Source organism: Halolamina sp. CBA1230 (assembly GCF_002025255.2).
In the GTDB taxonomy this organism is placed as follows: domain Archaea; phylum Halobacteriota; class Halobacteria; order Halobacteriales; family Haloferacaceae; genus Halolamina.
On the sequence record NZ_CP054587.1, the window covers coordinates 2,186,107 to 2,199,303 of the forward strand.

Annotated in this window: 19 protein-coding genes and 1 tRNA gene; 12 read left to right on the forward strand and 8 right to left on the reverse strand. The window is 69.8% G+C overall.

Features of this window, described 5'->3' with window-relative positions:
- Positions 1-43 precede the first annotated feature (43 nt).
- The 5 genes from B4589_RS11550 to B4589_RS11570 form a co-directional block, all read right to left on the reverse strand.
- The gene (locus B4589_RS11550; protein WP_079234416.1) at positions 44-886 is read right to left on the reverse strand and encodes an arginase family protein; all 843 of its coding nucleotides are present in this window, start codon (positions 884-886) and stop codon (positions 44-46) included.
- Positions 886-1,260 (reverse strand): translation initiation factor IF-5A, encoded by a 375-nt coding sequence (locus B4589_RS11555; RefSeq protein WP_079234417.1) that lies wholly within the window; start codon positions 1,258-1,260, stop codon positions 886-888. Before B4589_RS11555 ends, B4589_RS11550 begins: the two co-directional genes overlap by 1 nt.
- 76 nt (positions 1,261-1,336) lie before the next feature.
- Positions 1,337-1,879, reverse strand: a complete 543-nt coding sequence (locus B4589_RS11560; RefSeq protein ID WP_079234418.1) for a hypothetical protein — start codon at positions 1,877-1,879, stop codon at positions 1,337-1,339.
- A complete protein-coding gene (locus tag B4589_RS11565; RefSeq protein WP_079234419.1) occupies positions 1,869-2,261 on the reverse strand; it encodes a hypothetical protein in 393 nt (130 codons plus the stop codon). The genes B4589_RS11560 and B4589_RS11565 overlap by 11 nt, the downstream gene beginning before the upstream one ends.
- Entirely contained in the window at positions 2,258-2,545 is a 288-nt protein-coding gene (locus tag B4589_RS11570; protein WP_079234420.1) for a hypothetical protein, read from the reverse strand. Before B4589_RS11570 ends, B4589_RS11565 begins: the two co-directional genes overlap by 4 nt.
- Before the next feature lie 84 nt (positions 2,546-2,629).
- Between B4589_RS11570 and gcvT the strand changes: the two genes are divergently transcribed.
- Entirely contained in the window at positions 2,630-3,739 is a 1,110-nt protein-coding gene (gcvT, locus tag B4589_RS11575; protein WP_079234421.1) for a glycine cleavage system aminomethyltransferase GcvT, read from the forward strand.
- Entirely contained in the window at positions 3,736-4,116 is a 381-nt protein-coding gene (gene gcvH / locus B4589_RS11580; RefSeq protein ID WP_079234422.1) for a glycine cleavage system protein GcvH, read from the forward strand. Before gcvT ends, gcvH begins: the two co-directional genes overlap by 4 nt.
- A 5-nt stretch (positions 4,117-4,121) precedes the next feature.
- Here the strand turns inward: gcvH and B4589_RS11585 are convergent, their stop codons facing one another.
- The gene (locus B4589_RS11585; protein WP_079234423.1) at positions 4,122-4,550 is read right to left on the reverse strand and encodes a type II toxin-antitoxin system VapC family toxin; all 429 of its coding nucleotides are present in this window, start codon (positions 4,548-4,550) and stop codon (positions 4,122-4,124) included.
- A complete protein-coding gene (locus B4589_RS11590) occupies positions 4,550-4,780 on the reverse strand; it encodes an AbrB/MazE/SpoVT family DNA-binding domain-containing protein (protein WP_079234424.1) in 231 nt (76 codons plus the stop codon). The genes B4589_RS11585 and B4589_RS11590 overlap by 1 nt, the downstream gene beginning before the upstream one ends.
- A 127-nt stretch (positions 4,781-4,907) precedes the next feature.
- Here B4589_RS11590 and B4589_RS11595 point away from each other — a divergent pair, with 127 nt between their 5' ends.
- From B4589_RS11595 to gcvPB, 4 genes are all read left to right on the forward strand, one after another.
- Positions 4,908-6,281, forward strand: coding sequence for a PQQ-binding-like beta-propeller repeat protein (locus tag B4589_RS11595; protein ID WP_255246081.1), 1,374 nt, complete (start codon positions 4,908-4,910; stop codon positions 6,279-6,281).
- Positions 6,282-6,339: 58 nt separating this feature from the next.
- The gene (locus B4589_RS11600) at positions 6,340-6,660 is read left to right on the forward strand and encodes a hypothetical protein (RefSeq protein WP_143414330.1); all 321 of its coding nucleotides are present in this window, start codon (positions 6,340-6,342) and stop codon (positions 6,658-6,660) included.
- A 146-nt stretch (positions 6,661-6,806) separates the two neighbouring features.
- Positions 6,807-8,129: an aminomethyl-transferring glycine dehydrogenase subunit GcvPA gene (gcvPA, locus tag B4589_RS11605; RefSeq protein ID WP_079234425.1), complete on the forward strand. Its 1,323-nt coding sequence runs from the start codon at positions 6,807-6,809 to the stop codon at positions 8,127-8,129.
- Positions 8,126-9,622, forward strand: coding sequence for an aminomethyl-transferring glycine dehydrogenase subunit GcvPB (gene gcvPB / locus B4589_RS11610; protein WP_079234426.1), 1,497 nt, complete (start codon positions 8,126-8,128; stop codon positions 9,620-9,622). Before gcvPA ends, gcvPB begins: the two co-directional genes overlap by 4 nt.
- 25 nt (positions 9,623-9,647) lie before the next feature.
- On the opposite strand, the gene B4589_RS11615 is transcribed toward gcvPB, so the two are convergent.
- Positions 9,648-9,815, reverse strand: coding sequence for a hypothetical protein (locus tag B4589_RS11615; RefSeq protein ID WP_176330524.1), 168 nt, complete (start codon positions 9,813-9,815; stop codon positions 9,648-9,650).
- A 17-nt stretch (positions 9,816-9,832) separates the two neighbouring features.
- On the opposite strand from B4589_RS11615, the gene B4589_RS11620 reads away from it, so the two are divergent.
- From B4589_RS11620 to B4589_RS11645, 6 genes are all read left to right on the forward strand, one after another.
- On the forward strand, positions 9,833-10,045 hold the full coding sequence (locus B4589_RS11620) for a hypothetical protein (protein ID WP_079234427.1): 213 nt from the start codon (positions 9,833-9,835) through the stop codon (positions 10,043-10,045).
- A gap of 453 nt (positions 10,046-10,498) precedes the next feature.
- On the forward strand, positions 10,499-10,738 hold the full coding sequence (locus B4589_RS11625) for a glutathione S-transferase N-terminal domain-containing protein (protein WP_079234428.1): 240 nt from the start codon (positions 10,499-10,501) through the stop codon (positions 10,736-10,738).
- Complete coding sequence (locus tag B4589_RS11630; protein WP_079234429.1) at positions 10,735-11,274, forward strand: cob(I)yrinic acid a,c-diamide adenosyltransferase; 540 nt, start codon at positions 10,735-10,737, stop codon at positions 11,272-11,274. Before B4589_RS11625 ends, B4589_RS11630 begins: the two co-directional genes overlap by 4 nt.
- A gap of 43 nt (positions 11,275-11,317) precedes the next feature.
- Positions 11,318-11,581: a hypothetical protein gene (locus B4589_RS11635; RefSeq protein WP_079234430.1), complete on the forward strand. Its 264-nt coding sequence runs from the start codon at positions 11,318-11,320 to the stop codon at positions 11,579-11,581.
- A 42-nt stretch (positions 11,582-11,623) separates the two neighbouring features.
- Positions 11,624-11,698 (forward strand) — tRNA-Val (locus B4589_RS11640).
- A 133-nt stretch (positions 11,699-11,831) separates the two neighbouring features.
- Positions 11,832-13,175, forward strand: coding sequence for a sorbosone dehydrogenase family protein (locus B4589_RS11645; RefSeq protein ID WP_079234431.1), 1,344 nt, complete (start codon positions 11,832-11,834; stop codon positions 13,173-13,175).
- The last annotated feature ends 22 nt before the right edge of the window (positions 13,176-13,197 follow it).

Here is a 13,197-nt window from a genome sequence, read left to right on the forward strand (position 1 = left end):
CGTTTCAGCCTGAACACCGCCGCCGGCCGGCCTCGACGCGAACTCAGCCCTCTGCGTGCGAGAACACGAACTCCTTGAGCAGTTTGCCCGCCAGCGCAGCGGCCTGTCCGTCGTCGCGGTCGTTCACCTCGACGGCGTCGAAGCCGACGGCGTGTGGCGCGACCTGCCGGACCGCTTCCCGCATCTCCCGGGCTGAGAGGCCGAACGGCTCCATCGTCCCGGTGCCGGGGGCGACCGAGGGATCGGCGCCGTCGATATCCACGGAGAGGTAGACCGACTCGTCGCCGAAGTCGGGCGTCCAGTCGCCCACCGCCTCGGGCGGAACGACCGTCACGTCGTCGCGGTCGGCGCGTTCCCACTCGGCTTCGGAGCCTGTCCGCGCGCCGAGGATCACCGCGCGGTCGGCGGTCCCCGAGACGGTCGAGAGCGGTTCGTCCTCGGGGTCGCCGTCGAGCGCGCGTCGCGTGACGGCCGCGTGGCTCCAGGGGTTGCCGTCGTACGCCTCCCGGAGGTCGAGGTGGGCGTCGAGCACGACCAGCGTGTCGGGGTCGGTCGCGCGGACGCCCGCGGCGGTGACGGTGTGCTCGCCGCCGAGCAGGAGCGGCGTGACGCCGTCACGAACGAGATCGGCGAGGCTACCGCCGAGGAACTCGAGGTACTCGACCGCGTCGTCCCACGCCCGCACGTCGCCGGCGTCGTGGACGCCGCAGTCGGAGAAGCGCTGGTCGGTGCGGCGGTCGTAGTCGTCGAACGTTCGGGCGAACCGCCGAATCTGTTCCGGGCCGAACCGGGCTCCCGGCTGGAACGTCGTCGAGACGTCGAGCGGGGCGCCGACGACCGCGTAGTCGGCGTGCTCGCGCTCGGCGACGGCGCCGGGGAACCCCATCACACGATCTTCCGCTGGCCCTCGTACTCGAGGTACTCGATCTCGTCGTCGGGACTGAGGTCCTCGTCGTCGGGGATGCGCATCGTGAACGTCTCGTAGGTGTCGAGGTCCATCACCTGCGCGTCGTTGCCGTCGACGGAGACGACCTGGCCGCCCTTGCGCTCGACGATGGGGACCCAGATCTTCGCGTCGACCGGCTGGGAGAGGCTGCGCTTCTTATCGTCGAACACGCCCTCCCCCTCGATCCGGGCCTTCGCGCTGCCGTGTTTGCCGGGCTTGGCGGTGCTGTAGGCGTTGATCTCGCAGGGGGACTCCTCCATCATCACGTAGCTCCCCTCCTGCAGTTCACGCACCTGCTTCTGCTCTTTCGCCATGCCTGCAGATTCCCGGGTGAGCGGTATAAACCTCTTGGAACGGGCCGGGAGCCCCGCCGTGGACGCGGTTCCGCGGTCACTCGAAGCCGACCGACCGGTCGTGGAGTTCACGGAAGCGCGCGAGCGTCTCCGAGGCGAGCACGTCCGGCACGACACCGGTGACGTGCCGGAGCCGTCGCTCGCGGGCACGGCTGATGAGGTGTGAGAACAGCCGATAGAGCCGCTCCTCCTCGTTGTACATCAGCAACGTCCCGAGCCCGTCGGCGACGACCCAGCCCGACCCCTCCCGTAGGTAGCGCTCGCCGCGGGCGTACTGGATGCTGATCCCCGTCAGGTCCGACGGCGACACTCGCTCGGCGGTCCAGCAGGGGCCGTCGTAGCGCAGGGGTGACGCCGACACCGGGACGACACCGACGTTCTCGGGGTCGCCGCCGCCCGCCCTGACTGCCTCCTCGACACGCTTCGGGCCGTCGACGGTGACGACGAGCAGGTTCCCGTAGGCGTCCCGCGGGAGGTACTCGACCGGCGACGCGCGGTTCGACAGCCGGGTCAGCGCCGCCTCGGCAGGGGCGAGGTCGAGCGGCGCCCCGGCTGGAGCGCCCTGCTCGCTACTCGCCATCCGCCTCCTCCGACGCGTCGGCGAACCCGCCCTCGGCCGGCTCCTCGGACGCGTCAGCGAACCCGGGCATCGAACCCGGTTCGGGATCGTCGTCGACGCCGAACGCGGTCTCGCCGGGGCGGACGAACTCTCGCGCGAACAGCCAGACGGCGAGGCCGAACGCGACGGCCGAGAGGAGGTAGATCCCTTCCGCGACGACGGGGCGGCCGAGCGCCTGCTCGATAACCGAGCCGACGGTGAACGCGAACGTCGACAGCGCGAGCGCCACGATCGCCTCGGTGTGCAGCACCGACCGCGAGTAGGCGACCACGGGGTAGAGCACCGCCAGCGAGATGCCGATCAGCACGGCCGTCTGGACCGTCAACAGGAGGTGGCTGCTCATAGCTCCCTCCGCCCGCTCAGCAGCAGGATCGCCTGAAACGCGGCCCACGCAATCAGGGCGACGGCGACGGTGCCGAGCAGCCGGCTGGCGGCGGTGCTCGCGGCGGGCGCCACCAGCTTGGTGGCGACGATCGCGAGGTAGGCGGCGGTGATCGGCACGAGCGGGCGAACGACCCGCCCGAACGGCGTCTCGCGGAACCCGCGGGCGGCGACGACGGCGAACGGCAGCGCCGCCGCCAGCACGAGCAGTTGTCCGAGCTGGAACAGTTCGACGAGCGACGGCATACGACCCGGCTGGACCGTGCGGTAGTTAGCCTTTGTGACGTTGGGGATGGCAAGACATTACTTCCCGCCACCGACACTGCCCCTATGGCCACACGGCGACCACCGCTGTACGGGGTCCACGAGGACCGCGGCGCGGGGTTCACCGACTTCGGCGGGTGGGAGATGCCCGTGGAGTTCGACTCCATCCGGGCCGAACACACCGCTGTCCGCGAGGCCGCCGGGATCTTCGACGTCTCCCACATGGGGGAGATACGCGTCGAGGGGCCCGACGCCGAGACCCTGATGCAACGGCTCACGACCAACGACGTGTCCTCGATGGGCAGCGGCGACGCCCAGTACACCTGCATCACCGACGAGGCGGGGATCATCCAGGACGACACGATGATCTACAAACTCCCCGACGGTGACTACCTGTTCGTCCCCAACGCGGGTCACGACGAGGAGGCGGAGGCACGCTGGGTCGACTACCGCGACGAACACAACCTCGACGCGGCGGTCACCAACGAGACCGAGGACTGGGCGATGTTCGCGGTGCAGGGTCCCGAGGCGATCGACCTCGCCGGCGAGGCGGTCGACTCGATCGGCGCGCCGCTGTCCGAGGAGAGCGACGACATCGCCGATCTCTCGCGGTTCACTGCGACCGAGGCCGGGATCGCCGGCGCGGACTGTCTGGTGGCCCGGACGGGCTACACCGGCGAGGACGGCGTCGAGGTGCTCTGCTCGGTCGACGACGCCGAGGCGGTCTGGGGCGCGTTCGACTGCCAGCCCTGCGGGCTCGGCGCCCGTGACACCCTCCGGATGGAGGCCGGCCTGCTCCTCTCGGGGCAGGATTTCCACCCCGAGGAGAACCCCCGGACCCCCTACGAGGCCGGCGTCGGCTTCACTGTCGACCTCGACACGGAGTTCGTGGGCCGCGACGCGCTGGCGGCCCAGAACGAGGCCGGGGTCGACGAGACGTTCACCGGGCTCACGATGCTGGACCGCGGCGTCGCCCGGCACGGTTACGAGATCACCCACGACGGCGAGACGGTCGGCGAGGTCACGAGCGGGACGATGAGCCCCACGCTGGGCGAGGCGATCGCGCTGGGCTACCTCCCGACCGATCTGGCCGAGGACGGCACCGTCGTCGACGTCGTGATCCGCGGCGAGGAGAAGCGAGCGGAAGTCACCATACCCCCCTTCATCGACCAATGAGCTTCGACGTACCCGACGACCGGAAGTATCTCGCATCGCACGAATGGGCGACCACCGACGCGCCGATCCGGATCGGCATCTCCGACTTCGCGCAGGACGAACTCGGCGACGTGGTGTTCGTCGAACTGCCCGACGAGGGCGACGAGCTCGTCCACGACGAGGCGTTCGGCGTCGTCGAGTCGATCAAGGCCGTCTCGGACCTCTACGCTCCCGTCTCGGGCGAGGTCGTCGCCGTGAACGGGGCCCTCCACGACCAGCCCGAACTGGTCAACGAGGATCCCTACGGCGACGGCTGGCTGCTCGAGATCGAGCCCAGCGACGAGTCGGAGTTCGAGGAGCTGATGGACGCCGAGGAGTACGAGGAGCAGATCGCCTGAACCGGCTACGAGAACGGGTTTTCCGCGCTGTCGAGCCGAGTCAGCTCCGAGACGGCGTCGAAGTCGTCGTCGAAACTGTAGAGGTACTCGATCCCTTCGCGACGCATGTACGCGGCCATCGTCGCGTCGCCGAACGCGAGTCCGTCGTGCTGGCGGAACAGTGACCGCCCGCTCGTGAAGTCGCTCCGCGGCGCGTGGACGAGTTCGAACCCCGCACTCTCGACGAGGCGGTCGAGGAGACCGGTCGCCGTGCGGTGATTCATCCGTTCGTGGACGAAGTTCAGCGTCTCCGTGAGCGTGTAGTTCGTGACGTACCCCGTCGGGAGGTCGTCGTTGTCGAACGCGTGGACGATCTCGCTGGCGGCGTCGTGGTGCTGGTCACGCGCGCTCGTCGCACCGATCAGGACTGTCGAGTCCACCAGGGCGACCGCCATCAGCGCGCTCCGTAAGCGTCGTGCTCCTCGACGGCGTCGGTTTCGCCGATATCGACCGGATCGAAGTCGTCGAACGCACCGTATCGCTGCTTGACGACCGTGATCTGCACCCCCCCCTCGTCGTCGATCTCCCAGCGGATCTTGTCGCCGGGCTGAATGTCGAGGCGCTCACGGATCTCGGATGGGACGGTCACGGCCCCGCGGTCGCTCACGGTCGTCTCGGCGCTCATACTGCGGGGTACGTGTCGTAGCCCTTTAATCTCATGTGGTGGCTCATGAGGCACGTCCCGCTGCGTTTGGTACCACCGGTTCGAGGGTCGGGACAACACTGATACGATAACCGAGTGACGGGACCGTATGCGCCGCCGAACCGTCCTCGCGACGGCGGGTGCCCTCCTGACCGGAACGGTCGCCGGCTGTACGTCGGCGAGCGCGCCGACAGCGACCGCGTCACCGACCGACACGCCGGTGGAGGCAACCACGATGCCGGCCGACACGCCGGATGAGACGACCACGACGTCGACCGACCCAGTCTCAACGGACGGGGCGTGGCCACAGGTCGGTCACGACGCCCAGCACACCCGCCACGTCGACGCTCGGGGTCCCCGTGACGGCGCCGAGATCACGTGGGAGGCGCTGAGTTCTCCGTTCCCGCCGGTCGTCGACGACGCGCTGTACCTCACTGGGAAATGGACTAGCGGCGCTACCGTCTCGATCGGGGCCGCCGAGGGGGCTGAACGCTGGACGAACGGGGATCTCCCGCCCTCACGGTTTGCACCGGCGCTCGGTGCGGGTCGGCTGTTCGTGTTCAGTCGTGCCGAGGGGAACGTCGTTCGCCTCCACACACTGGACACCGAAACGGGGGAGCAGGTGTGGGTCCGCGAGGCGGGGATCACTGCCTCCAGCGGTACTCCGCCGAGCGGGCCGACCGTCGAGGGGGAAACGGTGTACGTCCCCTCGAACCGTGGCGTCGTCGCCGTCGACGCCGCGACCGGCGACGTGGAGTGGACGGCGACCCTCGGCCCGCACGTGGTCGACACCGACGGCCCGATGTGGCGGACTGACTGGGCGAAGCCGACCGTCACCGCCGGACGGGCGATCACGTTCGACGTCAACGATAGCTACCAGCAGGGTCGGGAGGTGTACGCGGTCGACACCGAGAGCGGCGAACGGGACTGGACGACGGAGTTGGATCTCTCCGGTGGCTGGTCCCTGAAGTGGCGGGCCGTGGCCGGCAACGGCCGCGTGTTCGTCTCGGCGCTTCGCCCCGCCACGGGGGCGGGCGGCGGTGCTGGTGGCGGAGACGACGACGAGGCGGACGAGTGGACGGGCGCCGAACGCGTGTTCGCGCTGGCGGCCGACTCGGGGACCGTCGTGTGGGATCGGGCGCTCACCGGGAAGACCCTCCGCCCGGTCGCGTACGCCGACGACACGCTGTACGTCGGTGAGTGGCTGCCCGACCCCGACACCGGCCGCCTGCACGCGCTCGACGCCGTCGACGGGAGCGTCGTGTGGCGCTACGAGACCGACGCTGGTGCCGTGCTCTCGCCGACTGTCGCCCCGGATACGGTGTACGTCGGACAGGGGGAGGAGCTGGCCGCCGTCTCCCGGGAGAGCGGGGAGCGCCGCTGGCGGTTAGGGGTCGGCGGCCGTCCCGGTTCGCCGGTCGTCGTCGGCGACACCGCGTACGTCCGGACGAACTCCGGGCTCCTCGCGATCAGGGAGCCGTGACCGACCGTGCGACAGCCAGTCCCGCAATAGCTATCTCCTGAGCCGTCGATAGGGAAGCATGAGTACCGTGAGTAAATCCCCCCAGCGGTCGGTCGGTTTCCTGCCCGTCGTCGTCGCCGCGCTCGGCGTCGTCCTGCTCGGCTACGGCGCGCTCGCGTTCGCGTCGTCGCCGCTCGGCGGCGCGTGGCTCGGGCTCGCGGGCCTGTGCCTGCTGCTCTCGGGCGTCGTCGCGACGCCGTGGGCCGCCGACCGCTTCGACCTGACGCCCGCTCAGCAGCGCACCACCGCGCTCGTCTTCGGCGTCGGCGGCGCCGCGCTACTGGCGCTGTTCGTCCTCGTGAACGTCGCGAGCTTCGAGGGCGGGAGCAGCAGCTCCTGAGCCGTTTCGCCCCCACGACCCTGCACAGCCACCCCCCGCAACGCACCGGAGTCGGCACGTCTTTGTCCCCGAAGTACCTCGCGTTCGAGCATGAGCCACGGCAGTTCGCAGCACGGAACGGACCCATCTCGCCACGGAGGGACACCATGAGCGGAAGCCCGTACGCCCCCCACACCGAGACCGAGACGGCGGCGATGCTGGACGCCGTCGGCGCTGACGACGAGGCCGCCCTGTTCGACATCCCCGACCCCGTCGCGTTCGACGGCGAGTTCGGGATCGAGCCCCGGAGCGAGCAGGCGCTCCGGCGGGAGCTCGGCGACCTCCTCGCCCGGAACGACGACCTGACGGAGTTCCTCGGCCGCGGCCACTACGCGCACTACGTGCCGAGCGTCGTCGACAGCCTCTCGAAGCGCTCGGAGTTCCTGACCTCCTACACCCAGTACCAGCCCGAGATCACGCAGGGGTTCCTGCAGGCGCTGTTCGAGTACCAGTCGATGCTGGTCGAACTGACGGGCCTCGAGATCGCCAACTGCTCGATGTACGACGCCGCGACCGCGCTGGGCGAGGCCGCCCTGCTCGCGGATCGCGTCCGAAGCGCCGACGGCGAGGTCGTGCTCGTGCCCGAGGACCTGCGCGAGGGGAAACGCTCCGTGCTCGCGAACTACGTTGACGGCGCGGACCTGCGGATCGAGGAGTACCCCTTCGCGGAGGGGACCGCCGACCTCGACGCCCTGGAGGACGCCGTGAGCGAGGAGACGCTGTTCGTCTACGCCGAGACGCCGACCGTCCGGGGCTGTATCGAGCCCAGCCTCGCGGAGATCGGCGAGATCGCCGACGCGGACGGAGCGTTGTTCTGTCTCGGCTCCGACCCCGTCGCGCTGTCGATCCTGGAGGAGCCGGCGAGCGTCGGCGCCGACGTGGTCGTCGGCGAGGCGGGCGTGCTCGGCCTTCCAGCGGCGTACGGGATGGGGCTGGGAATGTTCGCCTGCGACGAAGAGTTCCTCCGGCAGGTGCCGGGGCGTCTCGTCGGCGCCAGCGAGGACGCCGACGGGACGCGGGCGTACACGCTCACGCTCCAGACCCGCGAGCAGCACATCCGGAAGGAGCGCGCCACCTCGAACATCTGCACCAATCAGGCCTGGGTCGCGCTGCGGGCGGCGATGCACGCCGCATATCTCGGCGCCGACGGCCTCGTCGACCTCGCGGAGGACTGCGTGACGCTCGCCCGTGAGTTGGCCGACGAGATCGACCCCATCACCGGCCTGCGCGCGCCCGTTGACGACCGCCACCACTTCCGGGAGTTCGTCGTCGGCACCGACCAGCCCGCGCAGGCGATCGCGGACGATCTGGCGGCGGAGGGGTTCGCGGTCCACGTGATCGGCGACCACCGGCTGCAGGTCTGCATCACTGACGCGAACGCCCACGCGGCCGAGGACCTCGTCGCGGCGTTCGAGGAGGTGGCAGCATGAGCGACGACGGCGCGGCCGGCAACGGACACGACACGGGGCCCGGCGCCACGGGTGGCCGAACCGACCGCGACGCCGGCCGCACGTACGACCAGGCGACGTACGCGGTCAGCGACGAGGAGAACGAACCGCTCCTCAGCGAGAAGCGCAGCGAGACGGTCGAACCCGGCGACGCGCTCCCCGACGACCTGACCCGGGACGAACTCACGCTCCCGAACCCGGCGGAGCCGGAGGTCGCGCGGCACTACACCCGGCTCTCCCAGATGAACTGGAGCATCGAGTCCGGGCCGTACCCGCTGGGCTCGTGTACGATGAAGTACAACCCACCCGTGACGGAGGACGTGGCTGCCGACCCCAACGCGGCGATCCACCCCGACCGCCCGGACTCGTCGATCCAGGGAACGCTCGGCCTGCTCGCGGGGCTGCAGGACTACCTCGGCCGCATCGGCGGGATGGACGCCGTGACGCTCCAGCCGCCGGCGGGCGCGGCGGGGGAGTTCACCGGCATCGCCATCGCCCGCGCCTACCACCGCGCGAACGGTGAGGACCGCAGCGAGGTGCTGATCCCCAGCTCAGCGCACGGCACCAACTTCGCGACGGCCGCGCTGGCGGGGTACGACGTGGTCGAACTCCCCTCCGCCGAGGACGGCCGCGTCGACATGGAGGCGCTCGAAGCCGCCGTCTCGGAGGACACGGCGGCGCTGATGCTCACCAACCCCAACACGGTGGGGCTGTTCGAGCGCGACATCGAGGAGATCGCGGATATCGTCCACGACGCCGGCGGCCTGCTGTACTACGACGGCGCGAACCTCAACGCCCTGCTCGGCCGCGCACGGCCCGGGGATATGGGGTTCGACATCATGCACTACAACGTCCACAAGACGTTCGCGACGCCCCACGGCGGCGGCGGGCCGGGTGCGGGCCCGGTCGGCGTCGTCGAGGAGCTCGAACCGTTCCTTCCGAACCCCCGCGTCACCGAGACGGAGTCGGGGTACGAACTCACCGGGAGCGAGGACGCCATCGAGCGCGTCCACGGGTTCCAGGGGAACTGGCTCGTGCTCGTGAAGGCGTACGCCTACATCGCCCGGCTGGGCGACTCGGGGCTGCGCGACGCCAGCGCGAAGGCGGTGCTGAACGCCAACTACCTCGCCGAGCGGATCGACCTCGACGTGCCGTACGGGCCGTTCCACCACGAGTTCGCCGCCACGTCGGGCGACGCCGAGGCCGCGGACGTGGCCAAGCGGATGCTCGACTTCGGCGTCCACCCGCCGACGACGAACTGGCCGGAGATGGTGCCCGAGGCGATGCTGACGGAGCCGACCGAGATCGAGAGCAAGCAGTCGCTCGACGATCTGGCTGCGGCGTTCGACGCCGCGCTGGGCTCGACCGACGAGGAGCGCCACGAGGCGCCGAGTCGGACGACCGCGAAGCGGATCGATCAGACGAGCGCCGCGCGGGACCCGCGGCTCTCGTGGCAGGCGCTGAGCGAGGAGTAGCGGCGCGAGAAACGAGCGATCCGGTTCAGGCGGTCTGCTGGGTGCTGATCCCGTCGATCTGGATGAAGCCGTAGTCGCAGTCCTCGCACTGCCACTTCGTCTTCTTCCCGAGGTGGAGGTTCATCGCCGCGGTCTTCCAGAACGTCCGTGTTCCCCCACACTCCGGGCACTCGTGTTCGGCTTCGAGGGTCATGACTGTGGAGTTCGGTCGTGGGCGTGTTGAAGATATCGCTTCAGTTGTTGGTTGGTGTTTGTGGATGGTGTTCTGCGGTTGTTCGTGGGCGACTGCTGGACAGCGACGGCGACAGCAGCTTGATCGTTGGCTACTGGGACAGCAACCGCTCCGGCGACAGCATCTCGATCCTGGGTTACTGGAACAGCAACCGCTACGGCGACAGCATCTCGTTCGTTGGCCACTTGTGACCGCAAGGTGCCGGGCACGAGGCCCGGCACGGTATGGAGTCCCCACCCCTCCCCCCGCGGGCGCGACCGTCGCGCCCGCGAGGCGTCCACCGCCACCGCACCGCCGTGGCTGTCGGCGCGAGGCGTTCGCGGCTCCGTCCGCGAACCGAGCGCGAGGTCCTCGCGAGCAACGCGAGCGAGGGCACGAGAGAGCTTGCTCTCTCGGAGGACGAACGAGCGAACGGATGTGAGCGAGTGAGTCGGCTGGGGAGGTGTGAGGGCTGCGCGTGGCGGTTGCGGTCACAAGTGGTCATGCTTCGAGATGCTGTTGCCGTTCGCAGTCGAAACACCGGAACTCCGGATCGCGTTCGCAGTTACGGTCGACCCACTCACGTCGTCGATTCACTGAACAGATCCACTCCACCCCACACCGCCGTAACAAGCTACTTCCCCCGTCCCACCCAACCACGGCCCATGTCCGTCACACTCTACGCACTGGACGGCTGCCCGTGGTGTGAGAAAGCCCACGACGCCCTCGAGGAGCACGACGTCGAGTACGACACGGTCTGGGTCGACGCGCTCCACTCCGAGCGCGACGAGGTCGCCCGCGTGAGCAACCAGCGCGCGGTACCCGTCCTGATCGACGAGGCCCACGGCGTCACGATGGGCGAGAGCGCGAACATCGTCGAGTACGTGAAGCGCACCCTAGCGTGACGGTCTACACCGGCCGCGGCGACGAGGGCCAGACGGACCTCGGCAACGCCGAACGCGTCTCGAAGACCAGCCACCGCATCGAAGCCTACGGAACCGTCGACGAGGCCAACGCGCTCGTCGGCCGCGTGCGCCCGACGGGCCACGACGACGTCGACGACCAGCTCAAACAGGTCCAGAACTGCCTCCACGTCGTGCAGGCGGAGTTCGCCAACCCCGACACCGGTGAGGACGACCCCCAGATCGACGAGGACGACGTCGAGCAACTGGAGGACTGGATCGACGAGGCCGACGAGGAGCTCGAACCGCTCACCTCGTTCATCCTCCCCGGCGGCGGCGACGCCGGCGCACGGCTCCACCAGGCTCGCGCCGTCACCCGCCGTGCGGAACGCCGCGCGGTCGCGCTCGGCGAGCAGGACGACGAGGACGTCAACGCCGAGGCGATCTCCTACCTCAACCGCCTCTCGGACTACCTGTTCACCGCCGCACGCCTCGTGAACCAGCGCGAGGGCGTCCCCGAGGAGTCGCCGACGTACTAAGCCGGCCTCAAGGCTTTTTGACCTCGCGGAACCAACGTAGGGTATGGCCAACCACTTCGAGGACGCACGCTACTACATGGGTCGTGCCGTCGACCACGCGAAAGCCGGGATCAAGGAGGAGCTCGAACCGCTGGAGCAGCGGGTCCGGGAGCTCACCGGACAGGAGAAAGAGCCCGAACCCGGCCGGCTGGAGAAGCTCCAGGCCGACCTGAAGGAGCTCGAGGACCGCGCCTCCGGCGAGGCCCGCGAGGCGGTGCAGAACGCCCGGAAGCGCGTGACCGCCTACCGCGAGCAGCGCGAGCAGTGAGACAGTACGCTTAAGTCTGCCCTCGACGTTGTTCGTGGTGAAGGGTCGGTGGTCTAGTCCGGTTATGACGGCTCCTTCACACGGAGCAGGCCCCAAGTTCAAATCTTGGCCGACCCACTTCTCGCGGAACCGATCGACGAGCCGTCGCCGTCGCTCCGCCGTCTCGGCCGTTCGCGACACCCTCGAACGCGACGGTAGCGGGTAGGCTCCTCACCCAAACATCCATTCCGCTCTCGCCACAACGGGGAGCATGGACCGCCGTCAGTTCCTCGCCGCCGGCCTCGCTACCGCCCTCGCCGGCTGCAACGGGAGCCCCACGGAGACCGCCACGTCCTCCCCGTCGCCGTCGGCGACCGCCACCGAGACGGCCGGAGCGGAAACCGAGACGTCCGGGACGGAATCCCCGACACCCAGCGTCCCTGAGTCCGTCGGCCTCACCCCAATCGCCACTGGACTGGAACGCCCACTCGACCTGACGTTCGTCCCCAACGAGAACCTCCGGTACGTCGCCCAGCAGGGCGGGGAGATCGCGGTCGTCGGCAGCGACGGGCGCCGCGAGGCGCCGCTGCTGGACGTCGCCGGTCGGCTCTCCACGGGGTACGAGAAGGGGCTGCTCGGTATCGCCGTCCACCCCGATTTCGCGAACACTCGGCGGCTGTTCGTGCGCTACTCCGCCCCCGCCCGGGAGCGTACGCCCGAGGGGTACAGCCACACGTTCGTGCTCTCGGAGTTCCGGGTCGACGTCGGCGGCTACCGGGTCCAACCCGGCTCCGAGCGGGAGATCCTCACCATCCCACAGCCCCAGCCCAACCACAACGCCGGGTCGGTGCTGTTCGGCCCGGACGGCTACCTCTACGTCGGCGTCGGCGACGGCGGCGGCGCGGGTGATCAGGGCCAGGGCCACGTCGACGACTGGTACGACGCCGTCGCCGGCGGGAACGGGCAGGACGTGACCGAGAACCTCCTCGGGAGCGTCCTCCGCATCGACGTCGACGCGGAGACGGACGGGCAGCCGTACGCCGTCCCCGAGGACAACCCTCTCGTCGGCGAGGACGGCCTCGACGAGCAGTACGCGTGGGGGTTCCGGAACCCCTGGCGGCTCTCGTTCGACGGCGAGGAGCTCTACGCCGGCGACGTGGGCCAGTCCGCCTACGAGGAGATCGCCCGCGTGGAGCGGGGCGGCAACTACGGCTGGAACGTGAAGGAGGGGACCCACTGCTTCCGGGCCGAGGAGTGTCCCGACGAGACGCCGCCGGACGTCCGCGGCGGCGAACCCCTGCGCGACCCCGTCATCGAGTACCCCCACGACGGCGCGCCCGTCTCCGGCATCTCGGTCGTCGGCGGGAACGTCTACCGCGGCGACGACGTGCCCGGGCTCCGGGATCGGTTCGTGTTCGGCGACCTGAACGCCCGCGGGGAGCTGTTCCTCGCCGACCCGACCGAGGAGGGGGTGTGGCCGACGGAGCCGCTCCCGATCGCCGAGGACGACGCCGACAGGCTGCGACAGCTCTACTCCGTCTCCCGCCACAACGGGGAGATCTACGTGCTCTGTCGCGGTGCGGAGACGGACGGCGTCTACCGGCTCACGGGCTGACCGGGAGGTCTCGACGCCGGCT